This is a genomic window from Actinoplanes lobatus, from assembly GCF_014205215.1.
In the GTDB taxonomy this organism is placed as follows: Bacteria; Actinomycetota; Actinomycetes; order Mycobacteriales; family Micromonosporaceae; genus Actinoplanes; species Actinoplanes lobatus.
In genome coordinates, this window is record NZ_JACHNC010000001.1 from 3,946,779 (window position 1) to 3,966,908 (window position 20,130).

Here is a 20,130-nt window from a genome sequence, read left to right on the forward strand (position 1 = left end):
TCAAGGTCGTCTTACCAGCCCACGGTACGCGCGCGGCGTACCCTCCAAAGGGGTTGTGGCATGTGCCGACGACCACCCGAAGCCGACCGCTAGGCTGAACCGGCGGTCGCTGAAGCCCGCGGACGACGCAGCGCACCCGCCCACAGCGGGTTGACCTCGCCGTCGACACCCGCAGTTCATGCCGATGACGGGGGTCGGCCGCCGGGCCGCCCCGAAAGAAGGATTAGCCTGATGGCCGTGACACGCCGCGCAAAGATCGTCTGCACGATGGGCCCCGCCACCAAGTCACCCGAGCGCATGCTCGGCCTGGTGGAAGCGGGCATGAACGTGGCCCGGATGAACTTCAGCCACGACACCCGGGAGAACCACCGGGAGATGTACGAGCTGGTCCGCGCCGCCGCCGAGCAGGCCGATCGCCCGGTCGCCATCCTCGCCGACCTCCAGGGCCCCAAGATCCGCCTCGGCAAGTTCGCCGACGGCCCGCACCGCTGGGAGACCGGCGACCGCGTCGTCATCACCAGCGACGAGATCCTCGGCACCAAAGAGCGCGTCAGCTGCACCTACAAGAAGCTCCCGCACGAGGTCAAGGTCGGCGACCGCCTCCTCATCGACGACGGCAAGGTCGCCATCGAGGTCACCGGCGTCGACGTCGAGGACATCCACTGCCTCGTCACCGAAGGCGGCCCGGTCAGCAACAACAAGGGCGTCAGCCTCCCCAACGTCGCCGTCAGCGTCCCCGCCCTCAGCGACAAGGACGAAGCTGACCTCCGCTTCGCCCTCGGCCTCGGCGTCGACCTCGTCGCCCTCTCCTTCGTCCGCGCGCCCGAGGACATCAACCTCGTCCACAAGATCATGGACGAGGAGGGCCGCCGCGTCCCCGTCATCGCCAAGGTCGAGAAGCCCGAGGCCGTCGACCACCTCGAAGCCATCGTCCTCGCCTTCGACGGCGTCATGGTCGCCCGCGGCGACCTCGGCGTCGAGCTTCCCCTCGACCAGGTCCCCCTGGTCCAGAAGCGCGCCGTCCAGCTCTGCCGCGAGAACGCCAAGCCGGTCATCGTCGCCACCCAGATGCTCGACTCCATGATCGAGAACTCCCGGCCCACCCGCGCCGAGGCCTCCGACGTCGCCAACGCCGTCCTCGACGGCACCGACGCCGTCATGCTCTCCGGCGAGACCTCGGTCGGCAAATACCCGGTCCTCACCGTCAGCACCATGGCGAAGATCGTCACCACCACCGAAGCCGGCGGCATGGGCGTCCCGCGTCTCCAGCACGACCCGCGCACCCACGGCGGCGCCCTCACCGTCGCCGCCAGCCAGATCGCCCGCAACATCGGCGCCAAGGCCCTCGTCGCCTTCTCCCAGACCGGCGACACCGTCAAGCGCCTCGCCCGCCTGCATTGCGACCTGCCGCTCTACGCCTTCACCCCGGTCCCCGAGGTCCGCAACACCCTCGCCCTCAGCTGGGGCGTCGAAACCTTCCTCACCGACTTCGTCGAGCACACCGACGACATGTTCCGGCAGGTCGACGCCAAGATGCTCAGCATGGGCCTGGCCAAGCCCGGCGACTACGTCGTCGTCGTGGCCGGCTCCCCGCCCAACGCACCCGGCTCCACCAACACCCTCCGTGTCCACCAGATCGGCTCGCTCGTCGACGCCGCCAAGGTGTGACATTGATCCAGGGACAGGCCGCCGTCGACCAGCTCATCGAGCTCCTCGACCTCAAGCGGGTCGACGCGGCCACCTTCCAGGGCGAAAGCCCGCAAACCGGAGCCCAGCGCGTGTTCGGCGGCCAAGTCGCCGGACAGGCGCTGGTCGCCGCCGGCCGCACCGTCGACCCCACCCGGCACGTCCACAGCCTCCACGGCTACTTCGTCCGCGCCGGCGACCCCACCGAACCCATCACCTTCCACGTCGAGAACATCCGCGACGGCCGCAGCTTCTCCGTCCGGCGCTCGACCGCCAAACAACACGGCAAAACCATCTTCTTCATGTCCGCCTCCTTCCAGATCCCCGAAGAAGGTCTCGACCACCACACGCCCGCACCCGACGACGTCCCCGCACCCGAAGACGTCCCCACCATCCTGCACTGGGCCGAGAAATACCCCGAGCGGATGGCCATGTTCAAGAACTCACCACGCTCCGTCGACGTCCGCTACGTCGGCGTCCCCGGCTGGGTCCCACCCGGCGACCGCGGCATCCAACCCCAGCAACGCGTCTGGATGCGCCTCGACGGCAAACTCCCCGACGACCCGCTCATCCACGCCTGCGCCCTCACCTACGCCAGCGACATGAGCCTGCTCGACGCCGTGCTGTCCACCCACGGCGAGGTCTGGGGCCCCGGCGGCGTCATCGGCGCCAGCCTCGACCACGCCCTCTGGTTCCACCGGCCCTTCCGCGCCGACGAATGGTTCCTCTACGACAGCAGCAGCCCCAACGCCAGCGGCGCACGCGGCCTCGCCAACGGCCGCATGTTCACCCGCGACGGACAGCACATCGCCAGCGCCGTCCAAGAAGGCCTCCTCCGCCGCATCGGCGGATAAGCCCCCTTCCACCTCGCGCCCACCTCGCCCACAGCTGGCGATCTTGGACGTTTTCCCACCGGATTCGGTGACAAGACGTCCAAGATCCGGCCACCCTGGTGGCCCGGGCACCCACATCCGGCGACCTTGGACGATCAACCACCGAATCTGGTGGGCAAACGTCCAAGATCCGGCCACCCTGGTGGCCCGGGCACCCACATCCGGCGACCTTGGACGATCAACCACCGAATCCGGCGGGCAAACGTCCAAGATCCGCGTGAGGAGACCGCGACGCGCGTCACCGTGCGGGCCACATCCCCGGGCGCCTGCGGCGCGGGCCTGTTTCGCGGCGCACCAACGGCGCCTCGCCGGGACGGCTCGTCCATCCCGACGCAACCGGGGAACAAGCCCTACCGCGCCTCCGGCGCCAACTCCACACCCTCCGGCACCGCGGCAGCCCGCGAACCCGTGACCCCCGCCTCCGCCAAGAACGCATCAAGATCAGCGGTCGTCCGCACCGCACGGTCCGGGAAACCCCCATCCGACCGCCCGCCGGCCACCCCCGCCGCCACCGTCGAACCACCCGGCCGTGCCCGATGCCGCGCCCGCCACCGCGGAGCATCCTCCACATCCGACACACCCGCCGCGTAACCCTCCAGCCCGGCGGAACTCTCCGGCGGCAACCTCAGCACATCCCGCCGCGGCCCGGCCATCTCACGCAACCGCAACGCCGTCACCAGCTCCGCCACCGCACGCAACACACCCAGCGCACCCAGCACCACCATCACCAGACGCGCCGTCCGCGAGAACGGGCTCGCCGCGAAGAACCCCAGCCCCGTCTGCAGCACACCCACCAGCACCAGCAGGCTCCACACCCGATCCGAACCCCGGGCCATGACCCCCACCGCGATGTCCACCACGCCGCGGACCATCAGAAACCAGCCCACCAGCGCCGCCGCCGCCACGAACGACCAGAACGGCAGCGTCATCAAAAGGCCGGCCGTCACCGTGAACACCGCGGCCAGACCCGCGTTCAACCACCACGTCCGCGTCCCCGCCAGCGCCCGGGCCACCTCACACAGCGCACCGAACAGCACCACCGGACCCGCCACCGCCGCCACGCTCGAAGGCTCCAGCCGCAACATCGTCCAGCCGATCGCCAGCCACACCGCGCCCGCGACCATCAGCAAACGCCACATGCTTTCGCGCTCGACGGTCAAAGGCGAAGAACCGGACGACAACATGAGGCCTCCCGCTGAAGCTGTCCCTGCCATGACAGCATCCGGCGCATGCCGCGACCCGGCGTTCGCAAGATCCGACCAAGATCAAAACCATCTGATGGTACGGCGTAAGCGACGTCACCACTTCGGCCCGACGACCTCGTCCAGCCGCGCCACAGCGCTCCGCCGGGCCACCGGGAGAGCGTTGCGCGGCGCCATCCGCCAGTCGATTCCGAGCCGGTCGAGTGCCTTCTGGCAGATCCGCATGATGTCCACGGATTCATTAACGAAGTTGTAACGTGGGTAGCTGTACGGCCTTCCCTGGGTGATTACGCGGTTGATGAACCGGCTGCCATCGGAATGAAAAAGCCCGCGAACGAGGCGCCCCGGATATTCGTCGACGAATTCCTGCTGCCAATCGGTGAGGGTGATCTCCCGCCGGTGTTCGGCTCCCGGGCCGTGTTGCGGGAGAAGACAGGGCCAGTGCGTCCAATGTGCGCGAACGCCGATGTACCCCGGATTCTCCTGATAGCCGGCGGTGCGTGCGCCGCAAACCGTCATGGCGTGGGTCACTTCATGGATTAATCCGAGATACCGGTTGTCGCACGTGACCGTCAGCAGCGGGACGCGCTGTGCCGTCAGGAGGTGGCCGTCTCCCAGGTACTGGCCCAGGAGGTAGCAATACGACGCGACGTCGCCCGGTCTCCGCGGTGGGTAAGCGCATCGCCGGCAACGCCGATCGATCTCTGGCGTGCGCGCGTGTTTGCCCTACAGTCGGCACGCGACTGTATTGCGGGACAGTCGCAGCTTGCGATGAATCTCCGAAAAAGGAATTCCGGCGGCATGCATCTCGAGCGCGGCGGTTCGCAGGTGAGGGGAATGCATTCCGTGCCCCTCCGCGACGGATGGCTCGGTTATTTGTGTCCGCGGTGGGATTCGAACCCACACTTGATGCTGTTTGAGAGCATTGCCTCTGCCGTTGGGCTACGCGGACGAGCATCATCAGGCGGGCGCAAGTTTGGTCACGCCAACCCGAGCACTCGACAGCCTACCCACTAGGCTTAGGGCGGCGACACCCAGATACCCGGGTGTCGTGACATCGACGTTCTGGGGGTAGGGGTTTCCGTGGCCGACACGCAGGCTGGTGCCGAGCGCAAGCGGGTGCTCATCGCCGAGGACGAGGCCCTCATCCGTCTGGACCTCGCCGAGATGCTCGTCGAAGAGGGCTATGACGTGGTCGGCGAGGCGGGTGACGGTGAGACGGCCGTGCGCCTGGCCGAGGACCTGAAGCCGGATCTGGTGATCCTCGACATCAAGATGCCGATCATGGACGGTCTGGCGGCGGCGGAGCGGATCGCCGGTGGGCGGATCGCGCCGGTGGTGATTCTGACGGCGTTCAGTCAGCGTGATCTGGTGGAGCGGGCGCGGGCGGCGGGTGCGATGGCGTACCTGGTGAAGCCGTTCCAGAAGTCGGATCTGGTGCCGGCGATCGAGATCGCGTTGTCACGGTATTCGGAGATCTCGGCGTTGGAGTCGGAGGTCGCGGGGCTGACGGAGCGTCTGGAGACGCGGAAGTCGGTGGAGCGGGCCAAGGGCGAGCTGATGACGAAGTATTCGATGACGGAGCCGCAGGCGTTCAAGTGGATTCAGCGGACGGCGATGGATCATCGGATGACGATGCGTGAGGTGGCTGACCGGATTCTGGCCGAGCAGCAGGCGGAGGCTGATCCGCCGAGATGAGACGTGTGGGCAGGCTGCTGGCGGGGGTGGTGGTGTCGCTTCTACTGGTGGGCTGTTCGGCGGTTGCTGTTCCGGAGCCGTCTCCTGTGCCGTTCGGCTGGCAGGAGGCGGCTCTGCCGTCTTCCGGGGGTGTGCCGGTGGTGCGGGAGGCGGTGTGGTGCGGGGACGGTTGGTTCGTGGTGGGTGCGGTGCGGGATGCGGCGGGGGAGACGCGTCCGGCGGTGTGGTCGAGTGTCGACGGCCGGTCGTGGTCGGTGGTTCCGGTGGCGCCGCGTAGTTATTACGGCGAGCGCAGTGTGCTGGTGATGGCGGCGTGCCGGGCGGGTCGTCTGGCGGCGGTGGGCTGGAAGCGTGGGGGCGCGCATGCGTATCCGCGTACGGCGTCGTGGTTGCGGGCGGCGGACGGGGTGTTGCGGGAATTGCCGGCGCCGTTCGAGTTGTACGGCGGTCCACAGGCGATGAATGTGTCGCGGTTGGACGCGGGTGACGGTGGTTTCCTGATTTCGGGGAATCGGATGTCGGGTGCGGCGGTGTGGTGGTCGGGTGATGCGTCGCGGTTCGAGTTGCGTGAGCGTGTTGCCGGGTTGGCGTCGGACGGGTCGGGGGAGACGTGGGCGTTCGACGGGGTGGGGGTGGGTTCGGGCTGGTTGGTGGTGGGTGGTTGTCTGCCGGCGGGCCGGATCGATCGGGATGTGTGCGGTTGGCGGTCGGCGGATGGGGTGTCGTGGGAGCGCCTGATCGCTGAAGGTGATTCCTTGGAATACGAGGAGTTGCATAGAGTGGCGCTGGTCGATGGTGTGCCGTTGGCGGTGGGGTTCCGGGGTCCGGTGTTCGGGGTGTGGCGGCTGGAGCCGGGCCGGTGGCGGCCGGTGGGTTCGTTCGGTTCGTGGCGGCCGAGTGCCTGGTCAGGGGTTCACTCGGTGGTGGTTGCCGGTTCTCGATTGGTGGTCTCGGCGGGTGACGGTGCCGGGTACGCCCTGTGGGTGTCATCCGACGGTGGCGTCTCGTGGGCGCGGGTGGAGCCGCCGGTGGCGGTGGGCGCGCGGCCGGAGGTGGCTTTGTCGGTTGCGGCAGGCGGTGGCCGTTTGGTGTTGGTCGCTGATGACGGTGTCACCGGCCGTGTTCACACCGCTGACATCGGAGCGTAACGGTATTCGTTGTTGAGATGGCCGGTACCGGCCCTGATCGGTCGGACTTTTGAGCAGCTCTCTGTAACGGTTTGGCATGTAGAGCCGCTACGTCTTCTTAAGGAATTCTCAGCCCGCTACGCTGCGCCATCACGAGCAGTGCGCAGGGTCCAGCGGTTTCGGGTGTCGGGGGCGGTGACGCGAAAGCGTGTTGTCGGCTCGGCTCGGTGACGGCTTTCCCTGCACCGGGATGAAAGGTCATAAGCCTTGAGGCGTAACTATGTACGGGCCCTGGGTGCGGTCGGCCTCGCCACCGCGATGCTGGCTGCGGCCGGTTGTCAGGACTCCGGCGGGTCCGGATCCACTGACGCGTCCGGGTCGTCCTGCGGCAAGATTGCGATCTTCGGTGCTTTCACCGGTCCGAACGCGGGTCTGGTGCTGCCGTCGCTGAACGGCGCGAAGTTGGCCGTGGAGCAGCACAACGCGGCCAACCCCGACTGCCAGGTGACCCTGCAGGAGTTCGACACGCAGGGCAACGCCGACCAGGCGACGCCGATCGCGAACCAGGTGGCGCAGGACCAGTCGTTCACCTCGGTGATCGGTGGTCACTTCTCCGGTGAGTCGAAGGCGACCATGCCGATCTACGAGGCCGCCGGTCTCGTGATGGTGAGCCCGTCGGCGACCGCCGCGGAGCTGACCAAGGCGGGTAACAAGTCGTTCCACCGCGTGGTGGGTAACGACTCGACCCAGGCGGCCGCCGCGGTCACCTACATCAAGAACACTCTGAAGTCGCAGAAGGTCTTCCTGATCGACGATGGCCAGACCTACGGTGTGGGCATCATCGGCGAGGTGAAGACCGGTCTGGGTTCGCTGGTCGCCAACTCCGACAAGGTGCAGACGGACCAGCAGAACTTCGACGCGACCATTTCGAAGATCAAGTCGTCGGGCGCGGACCTGATCGCGTACGGCGGTTACACGAACGAGGCGGCTCCGCTGCTCAAGCAGGCCCGTGCGGCCGGCGTGACGGCGAAGTTCCTGGGCTTCGACGGTCTGTACGACCCCGGTTTCCCGTCGGGTGCCGGTGAGGCCGCGGTCGGCGCGATCGTGACCTGCCCGTGTCTGCCGGCCGCTGAGGCGGGTGGCACCTTCTCGGCCGACTTCCAGAAGAAGTACGGCGAGGCTCCGGGTTCGTACGGTGCTGAGGGCTACGACGGCGCGACGATCCTGCTCGAGGGTTACAAGGCGGGCAAGAAGACCCGTGCCGACCTGCTCGCGTGGGTGGACGCGTACGACAAGCAGGGCGTCTCGAAGTACCTGAAGTTCGACGAGACCGGCGACGTGGACAAGTCCAAGGTCGTCATCTGGTCGTACGAGATCAAGGCCGGCGGCGCGTTCGAGCCGCTGTCGGAGATCAAGCTCAGCTGAGTCCAGCTCTGACGCGGCCGGAGGCTTTGCCTCCGGCCGTGTCTGGTGCAAAGGGGTTTATGTGAACTTCGATGAACTCTTCGGGCACCTGGGCCAGCACACGGTGGACGGCTTGTCCAAGGGCGCTATCTACGCTCTTGTCGCGCTGGGCTACACCCTGGTCTACGGCGTCTTGAAGCTGATCAACTTCGCCCACTCGGAAGTCTTCATGGTGGGTACTTTCGCGGTCCTGGGGACCTGGACCGCGCTCGGGGCCACAAGCAACCCGAGTGTCGGAATGATGATCCTGTTCCTGTTGGCCGGTCTGGTGGCCGGTGCGGTCGCGTCGGGCGCCACCGCGGTGGGCGTGGAGTTGATCGCCTACCGGCGGTTGCGGCGGATGAACGCGCCGCCGCTGATCTTCCTGATCACGGCGATCGGCCTGTCGCTGGTGCTGTCCGAGGCGTTCGGCCTGTGGCAGGGCCGGTTGATCAAGGGCATGCCGACGATCGTGGAGCGGGAGGTCCTGTTCACGATCGGGAACACCGAGATCACGAACACGCAGTTGCTGACGATCGTGTCGGCGCTGGTGATGATGGTTCTCCTGGACGTGTTCATCAACCGCACCCGGTACGGGCGTGGCGTGCGTGCGGTTGCGCAGAACCCGGACACGGCGGCGCTGATGGGCGTCAACAAGGACCGGGTGATCCTGCTGATCTTCCTGCTCGGTGGTCTTCTGGCGGGGGCCGCCGCGCTGCTCTACAACGTCCGGTACGGCAACACCCGGTTCAACGTGGGCTTCCTGCTCGGTCTGAAGGCGTTCACGGCGGCGGTTCTCGGCGGTATCGGTAACCTGCGCGGCGCACTGCTCGGTGGTCTGCTGCTGGGTGTCGTCGAGGTGTACGCGGCCACGCTGACCCAGTCGAACTGGGAGGACGTGGCGGCGTTCGTGGTGCTGGTCGTGGTGCTGCTGTTCCGTCCGACCGGCCTGCTCGGCGAGTCGTTGGGGAGGGCCCGCGCATGACGACCGAAACGAAGACCAACAAGTACGGCATCGGTGGCGCGCGGGCGAAGTTCGGCGACCGGTGGGCTGCTCTGCCGAAGTGGCAGCGGTCGCTGGCGTTCGTCGCGTTCGTGATCTTCCTGTACTACCTGCCCTACCTGGGCATCCCGGGTCTGACGTGGCTGCGGACCGACTACATCGCGAACGGCAACAACTGGGCGGGTGTGCTGTTCACCTGTGCGGTGTACGTACTGATCGCGATCGGTCTGAACGTGGTGATCGGTCTGGCCGGCCTGCTCGACCTGGGCTATGTCGGCTTCTTCGCGGTCGGCGCGTACAGCGTGGCGCTGTTCGGGTCGACGCAGTCGCCGATCGTGAAGTCGTTGCAGGCCCAGTTCGGCCTGTCGGAGGAGTGGGCGGTCGCCTGGGCGGTCTGCATCCCGATCGCGCTGTGTCTGGCGATGATCTCGGGTGTGCTGCTGGGCGGCCCGACGCTGCGGCTGCGCGGCGACTATCTGGCGATCGTGACGCTGGGCTTCGGCGAGATCATCCGGATCGTGGTCCGTAACGTCGAGTGGTCCGGTGGTCCGGCCGGTATCGCCGCGATCCCGGGTCCGCAGGGCAAGCCGTCGGCGGACAACAACATCTTCGGTCTGATCGACGCGAAGCCGTGGTACTGGCTGGCGCTGACCACCGTGCTGCTGATCGTGTTCCTGGTGCGCCGGCTGGAGAACAGCCGGGTGGGCCGGGCGTGGCTGGCCGTCCGTGAGGACGAGGACGCGGCCGCGGTGATGGGCGTGTACCCGTTCAAGTTCAAGCTGTGGGCGTTCGCCATCGGCGCCGCCCTGGGCGCCCTGTCCGGGTTGCTGTACGCCAGCCGGAACGGGTTCATCGAGCCGAACATGTTCAACGCGCAGCTGTCGATCCTGTTCGTGGCGATGGTCGTGGTCGGTGGTTCGGGCAACATGGCAGGTGTGGCGCTGGGCGCCGTGCTGCTGGCGTACCTGCCGGAGCGGTTCCGGGAGTTCTCGGAGTGGCGGTTCTTGGTCTTCGGCCTGGCGCTGGTGATCGTGATGCTGCTGCGGCCGCAGGGCCTGATCCCGAGCCGGCGGCGGTCGCGCGAGTTGAAGGATCGTCAGGAGGAGGTGGCCGTAGGTGTCTGAGAACACCGAGGTGCTGCTCGACGTCGACCACGTGACGCTGCGATTCGGCGGTGTGGTGGCGCTCAACGACGTGAGCTTCAGTATCAACAAGGGTGAGATCCTCGGCCTGATCGGCCCGAACGGCGCCGGCAAGACGACCTGCTTCAACGTGATGACGGGCGTCTACAAGCCGACCGAGGGCAAGGTCGCGTTCGACGGCCAGACGATCACCGGCAAGCGGCCGCACGCGATCAACCGGATGGGCATCGCCCGGACGTTCCAGAACATCCGGCTCTTCCCGGAGATGACGGCGCTCGAGAACGTCATGGTGGGCGCCGACTCGCAGCACGTCACCAGTGTTCCGGGTGCGCTGTTCCGGCTGTACCGGGTGCGCCCGAAGGAGGAGGAGCTGCCTCAGGTCACCTCCTCCAACGGCATTGTGCGGGCGTGGCAGGAGATCCGTCGTACGTCGGCGAAGATCTTCGGCATCTCGCGGCACACGCTGGAGGAGCGGGCCGGCGAGCGCAAGGCGCTGGATCTGCTGAAGTTCGTCGGGATCACCGGCCGGGCCAACGACCTGGCGCGGAACCTGCCGTACGGTGACCAGCGGCGCCTGGAGATCGCGCGGGCTCTGGCCACCGAGCCGAAGCTGCTCTGCCTGGACGAGCCGGCCGCCGGCTTCAACCCGGCGGAGAAGGAAGACCTGATGAACCTGATCAGGCGGATCCGGGATCTGGGCTACACGGTCCTGCTGATCGAGCACGACATGCGCCTGGTGATGGGTGTGACCGACCGGATCGTGGTGCTGGAGTTCGGCAAGAAGATCGCCGAGGGCACGCCGGCCGAGGTCCGGGAGAACCCGAAGGTGATCGCCGCGTACCTGGGGGAGACCGCAGATGCTTCTTGAGCTCGACGACATCACTCTGCGGTACGGGCGGATCGAGGCGCTGCACGGCCTGAGCATCCACGTCGAAGAGGGCGAGATCGTGGCCCTGATCGGCGCGAACGGCGCCGGCAAGACGACCACGATGCGGGCCATCTCGGGGCTGAACCCGCTGGCGTCCGGCAAGATCCGGTTCGCCGGCAAGGACATCACCACGATGCGTGCCGACCTGCGGGTGCCGCTGGGCATCTGCCAGTCGCCCGAGGGCCGTGGCGTGTTCCCCGGCATGACGGTGCTGGAGAACCTGGACATGGGCGCCTACACCCGCAAGGACCGGGCCGGTGTCGCAGCCGACCTGAAGCGGGTGTTCGAGCTGTTCCCCCGCCTGGAGGAGCGGCAGAAGCAGATCAGCGGCACGATGTCCGGCGGTGAGCAGCAGATGCTCGCGGTCGGGCGGGCGCTGATGGCCCGGCCGAAGCTGCTGCTGCTGGACGAGCCGTCGATGGGCCTCGCCCCGATGATCATCCAGCAGATCTTCGACATCATCGTGGAGATCAACCAGCAGGGCACCACGGTGCTGCTGGTGGAGCAGAACGCGCAGCAGGCGCTGGCCCGCGCCCACCGCGGGTACGTGCTGGAGACCGGCCGGATCGTCAAGGAGGGCACCGGCCAGGACCTCCTGCACGACCCGGCGGTCAAGGAGGCGTACCTCGGCGTCGCCTGACAAAGCCGAGCCGCGGGGCGGTCACCCACACCGGGTGGCCGCCCCGCGGTGCGCCCGGAAACTTGTCGGACCCGGCGACTAGAGTTCTGGGACGTGAGCGACGACGCCCAGACCCCCCGACTGCTGCTGCTCGACGGCCACTCGCTGGCCTACCGGGCCTTCTTCGCGCTGCCCGTGGAGAATTTCAGCACCCACACCGGTCAGCCGACCAACGCCGTGTTCGGTTTCACGTCGATGCTCATCAACATGCTGCGCGACGAGAAGCCGACCCATATCGTGGTCGCCTTCGATGTCTCCCGCATCTCCTTCCGCACCGAGAAGTATGCGGAGTACAAGGCCGGCCGCTCCGAGACGCCGAAGCCGTTCCTGGGTCAGGTCAGCCTGATCAAGGAGGTGCTGGAGGCGCTGCGCATCCCGGTCGTGGAGAAACCCGGCTACGAGGCCGACGACGTCATCGGCACCCTGGCCACTCAGGGCCGCGCCGCCGGCATGGAAGTGGTCATCTCCACCGGTGACCGGGACGCCTTCCAGCTCGCCGGCGACCACGTCACCATCCTCTACCCGGTGCGCGGCGTCTCCGACGTGTGGCGGATGACGCCGGAGGCCATCGAGGCGAAGTACTTCGTGCCCCCCTCGCGCTACCGCGACAAGGCCGCCCTGGTCGGCGAGGCCAGCGACAACCTGACCGGCGTGCCCGGCGTCGGCGACAAGACCGCCGCCAAGTGGATCAAGGAGTACGGCGGGCTCGACGGCATCGTGGCGAACGTCGACAAGATCAAGGGAAAGGTCGGCGACAACCTGCGCGCCCACCTCGCCGACGTGCTGCGCAACTACGACCTCAACGCCCTGGTCTGCGATCTGGAGCTGCCGCTGGCCCCGGCCGACGTGCGCTGGGAGGGCTGGGACCGCGAGGCGGTGCACCAGGTCTTCGACGCCCTCGAGTTCCGGGTGCTGCGTGAGCGGTTGTATTCGTACCTGGAGGCCGTCGAGCCGGAGGCCGAGGCCGGGTTCGACCTCGACGCGTCCGTGCTGAGCTCCGGCGGCGTCGCCGCGTGGCTGCGTGAGCACGCCGGCACCGCCCCGGTCGGCGTCGCCGTCACCGGCGCGTTCGGCCGCGGCGCGGGCCGGCTCACCGGCGTGGCCGTCGCCACCGCGGGCGGGCCCGCCGCCTGGTTCGACCCGGCCACCCTCGACGAGGACGACGAACGCGCCGTCGCCGCCTGGCTGGCCGAGCCGTCCCGGCCCAAGGTCATCCACGACGCGAAACCGGCGCTGCTCGCCTTCCACGCCCACGGCTGGCAGCTCGCCGGCGTCACCACCGACACCGCCCTCGCCGCCTACCTGGCCAAACCCGACCAGCGGGCGTACGACCTGAACGACCTCGCCCTGCGCTACCTCAAGCGGGAGCTGCGCGTCGAGGAGCCACCGGACGGTCAGCTCGCCCTCTCCTTCGAGACCACCGACGACAACTCCGCCGAGCAGGCCGTGATGCTGCGCGCCCGGGCCACCCTCGACCTGGCCGAGGTCCTGACCGCCGAGCTGTCCCGCGACGGCGGCGAGTCGGTCCGGCTGCTCGCCGACGTCGAACAGCCCCTGTCGGTCGTCCTCGCCGAGATGGAGCGGCGCGGCATCGCCGCCGACACCGACTACCTGTCCGAGCTGGAGTCGCACTTCGCCGCCGAGGTGAAGGCCGCCCAGCAGGCCGCCCACGAGGTCGTCGGCCGCGAGTTCAACCTCGGCTCACCCAAGCAGCTCCAGGAGATCCTCTTCGTCGAACGCAACCTGCCGAAGACGAAGAAGATCAAGTCGGGGTACACGACCGACGCCGACGCGCTCACCAACCTGTTCGAGCAGACCGGCGACCCCCTGCTGGCCCACCTGCTGCGCCACCGCGACGTCGCCAAGCTCAAGTCGACCGTCGACGGCCTGCTCAAGTCGGTCTCCGACGACGGCCGCATCCACACCACCTTCAACCAGACCGTCGCCGCCACCGGCCGGCTCTCGTCGACCGACCCCAACCTGCAGAACATCCCGATCCGCACCGAGGAGGGCCGGCGCATCCGCCGCGCCTTCGTCGTCGGCCCCGGCTTCGACCAGCTGATGACCGCCGACTACAGCCAGATCGAAATGCGGATCATGGCGCACCTGTCCGGCGACGACGCGCTGATCGCCGCGTTCAACTCCGGCGCCGACTTCCACGCCGCCACCGCCTCGTCGGTCTTCCACGTCGGCCTCGACGCGGTCACCCCCGACCAGCGGCGCAAGATCAAAGCAATGAACTACGGCCTGGCGTACGGGTTGAGCGCCTTCGGCCTCTCCAATCAGCTGAGCATCTCCACCGAGGAGGCGCGCACCCTGATGACGGAGTACTTCGAACGGTTCGGCGGCGTCCGCGACTACCTCCAGGCCGTCGTCCAGCGCGCCGGGAAGGACGGCTACACCGCCACCATCCTCGGCCGCCGGCGCTACCTGCCCGACCTGAGCAGCGACAACCGCCAACGCCGCGAAATGGCCGAGCGCATGGCCCTCAACGCCCCCATCCAGGGTTCCGCCGCCGACATCATCAAGATCGCGATGCTGCGCGTCGACGAGGCCCTCAAGGACAGCGGCCTCACCTCCCGCATGCTCCTGCAGGTCCACGACGAACTGGTCTTCGAGGTCGCCCCCGGCGAACGCGAACCCCTCGAGGAACTCGCCCGCCGCGAGATGGGCGCCGCCTACCCCCTGTCCGTGCCTCTGGAGGTCTCCATCGGCGCGGGCCGCGACTGGAACGGCGCCGACCACTGACCCACCCCGGCCCGGCCTCCCGCCGGGCCGGCCCTGTTTCGCGAGGGCCGGGCCTCCCGCCGGGCCGGCCCTGTTTCCCGCAGGCCGGGCTTCCCGCAGGCCGGGCTTCCCGCAGGCCGGGCTTCCCGCAGGCCGGGCTTCCCGCAAGCCGGCAAACGCTTGGATCCGGGCGGGTGTGTCACGGACTGGTGAGCGGTGGTGCCCGGGTGGGTGACCGGAGTACCCGTCCGGGTGGCATCCGGGCCGCTGGTTTGCCCCGTTCTGGCACCCTGGTCCGATGCCGATCCGATCGATGCCGATGGAGGCCGGCACCGGCCTCGGCGCTGACCTCGCACCGATCGGCCCGGCGCTCGGGGGTGGAGCGCTGGACGAGGATCAGGCCGGGCACCTCGCCGGGCCGTTCAAGGCGCTGGGTGACCCGGTCCGGCTGCGCCTCATGTCGATGATCGCCTCGGCCGCGGACGGGGAGATCTGCGTCTGCGACCTCAGCGCCGAGTTCCCGCTCACCGGCCCCACCATCTCGCACCATCTGCGGATCCTCCGGGAGGCCGGCCTGGTCGACTGCTCCCGCCGAGGCACCTGGGTCTACTACCGGCCCGTCCCCGCCGCACTCACCCGCCTGGCCGGCGTCCTGGATGCCCGCCACACGACCGTCTGCCCTTGACCGGTGGCCACTCGCCCGCGCCACCGCCGGCCTTTGGCGGGCGGTCACTTCTTGAGCGGGTCGTGGCCCCAGTTCATCAGTGAGCGCCGCCACCGGCTGTCGGCCACGTCACCGTCGGGGCGCTGGGCCGTGTGCCGATGGACGTAGCCGACGACCCTGCGCATGTGTTGCTCGTCGGCCTCGGTCAGCTCGGTCCTCTTCTTGCCGAGGATTCCGATGATCTTCCGGCCGGAGTGGTGCCCGACCGGCTCGGCGCCCGGCGACGACCGCTGGCCGACCGTTTTCGATTCCTCGGTTCCGAGCCATTTCTTCAGCTCGCCGGCGGTCATGTTCACCGCATCACGGAATTCGGCGTACACGTCGGTGTCAGCCATGACGTAACGCCCCCGGCTTGTGCACCGCCTCACGCCCGGTCTTGTCGCTGCGCACCCTGTACTGCGGCTCCTCGGCCGACGCTGCCACGGTCCGGCCGGCGGTCCCGGTCCGCTTGGTGATCCTCTGCTGAACGGTGCCGTGGACATCCTCTCCATGGCTGCGCCAGATCACCGGCTCACCCTTCGCAAGGCTCTTCTCCACTTTCCCCATGTCTGCCGGATACCCCGGGCCCACCCGCGAAAACGAGAGCGTGCGGCGTCCCATCGCGCTGTTCTCCGCGGCCGGCCCGGAGTCGTCCGGGGTCGTGAGGCAGTACCGGGAGGTGGCGGGGAAGACCGGGCCGGGGCCGTGAGGCCGGGTTGGGAGGCGGCTGGGGCTGTGCGGCTGCGCTGCGGGCCGCTCGGGGGCCCGGGAGCGTGGGGTCAGAGTTTCGGCAGGTCGCAGACGAAGATCGCGGTCCCGGGGAACAGCCGTCCGCGCAGCGGGCTCCACTGGCCCCACTCCTGCTCGTGGCCCGCCGGCCACTCCGGCTCGATCAGGTCGCGCAGCACGAACCCGGCCGCCACCAGCTCACGCACCCGGTCGCCCAGGGTGCGGTGCTGCTCCAGGTAGGTGACCGTCCCGTCGTCGTCGCGCTCGACGTAGGGGGAGCGGTCGAAGTACGAGTTCCGGGCGACCAGCCCGTCCTCGCCGGGCTCGTCCCAGAAGATCCACCGCATCGGGTGCGTGACCGAGAACACCCAGCTGCCGCCCGGCCGCAGCACCCGCGCCACTTCGCGCATGGCCGCGCCCGAGTCGGCCACGAACGGGATGGCCCCGAACGCCGTGCACACGATGTCGAACGAGTCCGCGGCGAACGGCAGCGCCATCGCGTCGGCCTGGACGAGCGGCACGCCTACCCCGCTGCGGTCCGCGGCCTCGCGCGCGTGCCGCAGCATGCCCCCGGAGAGATCCATGGCGACCGGGCGGGCGCCTTCGCGGCGCAGCCACCGGCTGGCTGCCGCGGCGCCGGCGCCGAGTTCCAGGATCTTTTTCCCCGGTACGTCGCCGAGCAGCCGCGCGTCGGCCTCGCGCAGCCGCTCGGGGCACCAGACGAAGTCCACGTCGCCGAGGAAGGCGCCGTGTTCGTCCTGGTAGTCATCGGCGTCGAGGTCCCACCAGGTCCGGTTGCCGCGGCGCGTCTCGGCTTCGGTGGGAGTCTCGTTCGAGTGGTGCGAGGTCACCCGGCAACGGTACGGCAGGCGTGTCAGCCGTACCGATTCAGCCCATAAAGGGCATGCTGACGGGTTCCGGCCCAACAATGTGCCGCGCTCCTCAGGAGGGCTTGCAACCTGTGGTAATGCGCACGGTAAGCTAGTCGATGCGCTCGCGGATCGTGTGCCTCGGCAGGGAGCAGGCTCCGTGGTCGCCGGTCTCGGCATGATCGACTGTAATGATCAGACTGCTTCAACGGTTGGGTCGTCTCGCTCGTTCGTGCCGCTTCCGGCGACAGTTCCGTGGAGCGCGGGAGACACCACCAATCCATTCCGTTCGGAGCAACTGTCCACATGACGAGCAGCATCGAGGCCACCTCGAGCGCCAACCGGGTCACCGTCGACGATCTCGGATCCGAGGAAGCATTCCTCGCGGCCATCGACGAGACCATCAAGTACTTCAACGACGGCGACATTGTCGAAGGCACCGTCGTCAAGGTCGATCGGGACGAGGTCCTGCTCGACATCGGCTACAAGACCGAGGGTGTCATCCCCTCGCGCGAGTTGTCGATCAAGCACGACGTGGACCCCGCGGAAGTGGTGTCGGTTGGTGACCACATCGAAGCCCTCGTCCTCACCAAGGAGGACAAGGAGGGTCGTCTGATCCTCTCGAAGAAGCGTGCGCAGTACGAGCGCGCGTGGGGCACCATCGAGAAGATCAAGGAAGACGACGGCGTCGTCCGCGGCTCCGTCATCGAGGTCGTCAAGGGTGGTCTCATCCTCGACATCGGCCTCCGCGGCTTCCTCCCGGCCTCCCTGGTCGAGATGCGCCGTGTCCGCGACCTCCAGCCGTACGTCGGCCGCGAGCTCGAGGCGAAGATCATCGAGCTGGACAAGAACCGCAACAACGTGGTTCTGTCCCGCCGCGCCTGGCTCGAGCAGACGCAGTCCGAGGTTCGTACCGAGTTCCTCAACAAGCTGCAGAAGGGCCAGGTCCGCAAGGGCGTCGTGTCCTCCATCGTCAACTTCGGCGCCTTCGTGGACCTGGGCGGCGTGGACGGCCTGGTGCACGTCTCCGAGCTCTCCTGGAAGCACATCGACCACCCGTCCGAGGTCGTCGAGGTCGGCCAGGAGGTCGAGGTCGAGGTTCTCGACGTCGACCTGGACCGCGAGCGCGTCTCCCTGTCGCTGAAGGCGACCCAGGAGGACCCGTGGCGTCAGTTCGCCCGGACCCACGCGATCAACCAGATCGTCCCGGGTAAGGTCACCAAGCTCGTTCCGTTCGGCGCCTTCGTCCGCGTGGACGACGGCATCGAGGGCCTGGTGCACATCTCCGAGCTGGCCGAGCGTCACGTCGAGCTGCCCGAGCAGGTCGTTCAGGTCGGGTCGGATGTCCTGGTCAAGGTCATCGACATCGACCTGGAGCGCCGCCGGATCTCGCTGTCGCTCAAGCAGGCCAACGAGGGCTTCGTCGAGGGCGAGGAGCACTTCGACCCGACCCTCTACGGCATGGCTGCCACGTACGACAACGAGGGCAACTACATCTACCCGGAGGGCTTCGACCCGGAGACGGGCGAGTGGCTCGAGGGCTTCGACAAGCAGCGCGAGACGTGGGAGAAGCAGTACGCCGACGCCCGCGAGCGCTGGGAGGCCCACACCAAGCAGGTGCAGGCGTCCCGCGACGCCGACGCCGAGGCCGCGCTCAACCCGGCTCCGGCCGGTGGCGTGACCACGTCGTCGTCCTCGACGAGCTCGTCGGCCCCGGCGCGCTCCGCCGAGGAGCCCGCGGGCACCCTGGCCACCGACGAGGCTCTCGCCGCTCTGCGCGAGAAGCTGGCCGGCGGCAAGAGCTGAAACTGACGCGAGTCAGCCAGTAGTACCCAGAAAGGCCGTCCCGACTCCGGTCGGGGCGGCCTTTCGCCGTTCGCGAACGCGGTCCGCCTCCCCGGCGCGGCGGCCGGTCCCATCGCCGATACTGGATCCCATGCTGAGAGTCGGGCTCACGGGTGGTATCGGTGCGGGCAAGAGCGCGGTCGCCCGCCGGCTCGCCGAACGGGGTGCGGTGATCATCGACGCCGACCTGCTCTCCCGGGAGGTGGTCCAGCCCGGCACCGAGGGGCTGGCCGAGATCGTCGCCGCGTTCGGGCCCGGTGTGCTCACCCCCGACGGCGAGCTGGACCGCCCGGCCCTGGGCGCCGAGGTGTTCGGTGACGAGGAGGCCCGCCGCCGCCTGGAGCGGATCATCCACCCCCGGGTGCGGCAGCGGACCGTCGAGATGACCCGTGCGGCCGGGGCCGATGCCGTGGTGGTCAACGACGTGCCGTTGCTGGCCGAGGTGGGGCTGGCTCCCACGTACCATCTGGTGATCGTCGTCACCGCGGACCGTGACGTGCGTCTCGAACGTCTCACCGGCCTGCGTGGCATGACCGAGGCGGAGGCCGCCGCCCGCATCGACGCGCAGACCGACGACGACCACCGCCGGGCCGTCGCCGACGTCGTCCTGGAGAACGACGCCGACCTGGACCGGCTGCACGCCCGGGTGGACCTGGTGTGGCGCGAGAGGCTGGTCGAGTTCGAGCGCAACCTGCGGCTGCGGCGCTCCGCCCCGAGGAACACCGGGCCGCGCATGGCGCCCTCGGACCCGGAGTGGCCGCGTGCCGCCGCCCGGCTCGTCGCCCGGCTCCGGCACGGACTCGGTGACGGCGCCGGGATTCACCACATCGGATCGACCGCGGTGCCCGGGCTGCCCGCCCAGGACGTCATCGATCTGATGATCGGCGTACGCACCCTCGACGAGGCCGACGCGCTCGCCGGCACGCTCGCCGACCTGGGCTTCCCGGAGCGGCCCGGCGACTGGTCCGACCACGCCTACGGCATCGCCGGCAGCACCTGGCCGATGCGGATGCACGGCTGTGCCGACCCGGGCTACCGGGTCGACCTGCACGTCCGCGTCACCGGGTCACCCGGCTGGCGGTTCGCCCTGCTGACGCGTGACCACCTGCGGGCCGTTCCGGAGGCGCGCGACGCCTACGCCGCGGCGAAGCAGTCGCACGTGCGGGGGAGCCGGGACCGGCTCGAGCAGGAGGCCCGGGCGGCCGACGACTGGGCCGAGGCGACCGGCTGGCAGCCCGAAACCGGCACCGACTGAGGCCCCCGACACGAAGGGGCCCTCGCGGCGGCCGGGTCGTGCGGTGAACGACCCACCGTGGGTGCGCTCGCCAGGGCGTCCGGGGCGCATCGACCACGGTGCGGCGCGGCGGGCCGTGTGGGGACCCGCGCGCTGCCGGCGGCCGCCGCGAGCGGCCTACCGGCCCAGCGTAGGCAGCGCCGGAAATCCGGACAATGCCGT

General features: G+C 68.8%; 19 protein-coding genes and 1 tRNA gene. 14 read left to right on the forward strand and 6 right to left on the reverse strand.

Annotation, left to right across the window (positions count from 1 at the left end; all coding sequences use genetic code 11):
* Nucleotides 1-231: 231 nt before the first annotated feature.
* Entirely contained in the window at nt 232-1,668 is a 1,437-nt protein-coding gene (gene pyk / locus BJ964_RS18525) for a pyruvate kinase (protein WP_188121829.1), read from the forward strand.
* Nucleotides 1,669-1,670: 2 nt separating this feature from the next.
* Nucleotides 1,671-2,540 (forward strand): acyl-CoA thioesterase, encoded by an 870-nt coding sequence (locus BJ964_RS18530; RefSeq protein ID WP_188121830.1) that lies wholly within the window; start codon nt 1,671-1,673, stop codon nt 2,538-2,540.
* A gap of 389 nt (nt 2,541-2,929) precedes the next feature.
* On the opposite strand, the gene BJ964_RS18535 is transcribed toward BJ964_RS18530, so the two are convergent.
* The 3 genes from BJ964_RS18535 to BJ964_RS18545 all read right to left on the reverse strand — a co-directional run bounded on the left by BJ964_RS18535 (nt 2,930) and on the right by BJ964_RS18545 (nt 4,733).
* Nucleotides 2,930-3,718: a hypothetical protein gene (locus tag BJ964_RS18535; RefSeq protein ID WP_188121831.1), complete on the reverse strand. Its 789-nt coding sequence runs from the start codon at nt 3,716-3,718 to the stop codon at nt 2,930-2,932.
* Between the two features lie 159 nt (nt 3,719-3,877).
* A complete protein-coding gene (locus BJ964_RS47990) occupies nt 3,878-4,312 on the reverse strand; it encodes a hypothetical protein (protein ID WP_229807059.1) in 435 nt (144 codons plus the stop codon).
* A gap of 348 nt (nt 4,313-4,660) precedes the next feature.
* Nucleotides 4,661-4,733, reverse strand: a tRNA-Leu gene (locus tag BJ964_RS18545).
* Nucleotides 4,734-4,864: 131 nt separating this feature from the next.
* Between BJ964_RS18545 and BJ964_RS18550 the strand changes: the two genes are divergently transcribed.
* From BJ964_RS18550 to BJ964_RS18590, 9 genes are all read left to right on the forward strand, one after another.
* Nucleotides 4,865-5,479, forward strand: a complete 615-nt coding sequence (locus BJ964_RS18550) for an ANTAR domain-containing response regulator (RefSeq protein WP_188121832.1) — start codon at nt 4,865-4,867, stop codon at nt 5,477-5,479.
* A gap of 5 nt (nt 5,480-5,484) precedes the next feature.
* Complete coding sequence (locus BJ964_RS18555) at nt 5,485-6,627, forward strand: hypothetical protein (protein WP_188121833.1); 1,143 nt, start codon at nt 5,485-5,487, stop codon at nt 6,625-6,627.
* A 246-nt stretch (nt 6,628-6,873) separates the two neighbouring features.
* Entirely contained in the window at nt 6,874-8,031 is a 1,158-nt protein-coding gene (locus BJ964_RS18560; protein ID WP_188121834.1) for a branched-chain amino acid ABC transporter substrate-binding protein, read from the forward strand.
* A 61-nt stretch (nt 8,032-8,092) separates the two neighbouring features.
* A complete protein-coding gene (locus BJ964_RS18565; RefSeq protein ID WP_188121835.1) occupies nt 8,093-9,034 on the forward strand; it encodes a branched-chain amino acid ABC transporter permease in 942 nt (313 codons plus the stop codon).
* The gene (locus BJ964_RS18570) at nt 9,031-10,176 is read left to right on the forward strand and encodes a branched-chain amino acid ABC transporter permease (RefSeq protein ID WP_188121836.1); all 1,146 of its coding nucleotides are present in this window, start codon (nt 9,031-9,033) and stop codon (nt 10,174-10,176) included. The genes BJ964_RS18565 and BJ964_RS18570 overlap by 4 nt, the downstream gene beginning before the upstream one ends.
* A complete protein-coding gene (locus BJ964_RS18575; RefSeq protein WP_188121837.1) occupies nt 10,169-11,062 on the forward strand; it encodes an ABC transporter ATP-binding protein in 894 nt (297 codons plus the stop codon). The genes BJ964_RS18570 and BJ964_RS18575 overlap by 8 nt, the downstream gene beginning before the upstream one ends.
* On the forward strand, nt 11,052-11,762 hold the full coding sequence (locus BJ964_RS18580) for an ABC transporter ATP-binding protein (RefSeq protein WP_183217521.1): 711 nt from the start codon (nt 11,052-11,054) through the stop codon (nt 11,760-11,762). The genes BJ964_RS18575 and BJ964_RS18580 overlap by 11 nt, the downstream gene beginning before the upstream one ends.
* 93 nt (nt 11,763-11,855) lie before the next feature.
* The gene (gene polA, locus BJ964_RS18585; protein ID WP_188121838.1) at nt 11,856-14,549 is read left to right on the forward strand and encodes a DNA polymerase I; all 2,694 of its coding nucleotides are present in this window, start codon (nt 11,856-11,858) and stop codon (nt 14,547-14,549) included.
* A gap of 277 nt (nt 14,550-14,826) precedes the next feature.
* Complete coding sequence (locus BJ964_RS18590; protein ID WP_188121839.1) at nt 14,827-15,213, forward strand: ArsR/SmtB family transcription factor; 387 nt, start codon at nt 14,827-14,829, stop codon at nt 15,211-15,213.
* 44 nt (nt 15,214-15,257) lie between these two features.
* On the opposite strand, the gene BJ964_RS18595 is transcribed toward BJ964_RS18590, so the two are convergent.
* Together BJ964_RS18595 and BJ964_RS18600 are read right to left on the reverse strand one after the other, a co-directional pair.
* The gene (locus tag BJ964_RS18595) at nt 15,258-15,587 is read right to left on the reverse strand and encodes a DUF3140 domain-containing protein (RefSeq protein ID WP_188121840.1); all 330 of its coding nucleotides are present in this window, start codon (nt 15,585-15,587) and stop codon (nt 15,258-15,260) included.
* Entirely contained in the window at nt 15,580-15,798 is a 219-nt protein-coding gene (locus BJ964_RS18600; RefSeq protein WP_188121841.1) for a hypervirulence associated TUDOR domain-containing protein, read from the reverse strand. The genes BJ964_RS18595 and BJ964_RS18600 overlap by 8 nt, the downstream gene beginning before the upstream one ends.
* Here BJ964_RS18600 and BJ964_RS18605 point away from each other — a divergent pair.
* The gene (locus tag BJ964_RS18605) at nt 15,797-15,940 is read left to right on the forward strand and encodes a hypothetical protein (RefSeq protein WP_188121842.1); all 144 of its coding nucleotides are present in this window, start codon (nt 15,797-15,799) and stop codon (nt 15,938-15,940) included. The two genes, BJ964_RS18600 and BJ964_RS18605, sit on opposite strands and share 2 nt — an antisense overlap.
* A 70-nt stretch (nt 15,941-16,010) precedes the next feature.
* Here BJ964_RS18605 and BJ964_RS18610 read toward each other — a convergent pair whose 3' ends face one another.
* The gene (locus BJ964_RS18610) at nt 16,011-16,811 is read right to left on the reverse strand and encodes a class I SAM-dependent methyltransferase (protein ID WP_188121843.1); all 801 of its coding nucleotides are present in this window, start codon (nt 16,809-16,811) and stop codon (nt 16,011-16,013) included.
* 324 nt (nt 16,812-17,135) lie between these two features.
* On the opposite strand from BJ964_RS18610, the gene rpsA reads away from it, so the two are divergent.
* Complete coding sequence (gene rpsA, locus BJ964_RS18615) at nt 17,136-18,635, forward strand: 30S ribosomal protein S1 (RefSeq protein ID WP_183217533.1); 1,500 nt, start codon at nt 17,136-17,138, stop codon at nt 18,633-18,635.
* 130 nt (nt 18,636-18,765) lie between these two features.
* Entirely contained in the window at nt 18,766-19,929 is a 1,164-nt protein-coding gene (gene coaE / locus BJ964_RS18620) for a dephospho-CoA kinase (RefSeq protein ID WP_188121844.1), read from the forward strand.
* The last annotated feature ends 201 nt before the right edge of the window (nt 19,930-20,130 follow it).

Excerpts from the sequence above, each read along its gene's own strand:
- pyk (WP_188121829.1), top strand. The coding sequence starts at position 232 with ATGGCCGTGACACGCCGCGCAAAGATCGTCTGCACGATGGGCCCCGCC.
- BJ964_RS18535 (WP_188121831.1), bottom strand. The coding sequence starts at position 3,718 with ATGTGGCGTTTGCTGATGGTCGCGGGCGCGGTGTGGCTGGCGATCGGC.
- BJ964_RS18570 (WP_188121836.1), top strand. The coding sequence starts at position 9,031 with ATGACGACCGAAACGAAGACCAACAAGTACGGCATCGGTGGCGCGCGG.
- BJ964_RS18580 (WP_183217521.1), top strand. The coding sequence starts at position 11,052 with ATGCTTCTTGAGCTCGACGACATCACTCTGCGGTACGGGCGGATCGAG.
- BJ964_RS18590 (WP_188121839.1), top strand. The coding sequence starts at position 14,827 with ATGCCGATCCGATCGATGCCGATGGAGGCCGGCACCGGCCTCGGCGCT.
- BJ964_RS18595 (WP_188121840.1), bottom strand. The coding sequence starts at position 15,587 with ATGGCTGACACCGACGTGTACGCCGAATTCCGTGATGCGGTGAACATG.
- BJ964_RS18605 (WP_188121842.1), top strand. The coding sequence starts at position 15,797 with ATGTCTGCCGGATACCCCGGGCCCACCCGCGAAAACGAGAGCGTGCGG.
- BJ964_RS18600 (WP_188121841.1), bottom strand. The coding sequence starts at position 15,798 with ATGGGGAAAGTGGAGAAGAGCCTTGCGAAGGGTGAGCCGGTGATCTGG.
- rpsA (WP_183217533.1), top strand. The coding sequence starts at position 17,136 with ATGACGAGCAGCATCGAGGCCACCTCGAGCGCCAACCGGGTCACCGTC.
- coaE (WP_188121844.1), top strand. The coding sequence starts at position 18,766 with ATGCTGAGAGTCGGGCTCACGGGTGGTATCGGTGCGGGCAAGAGCGCG.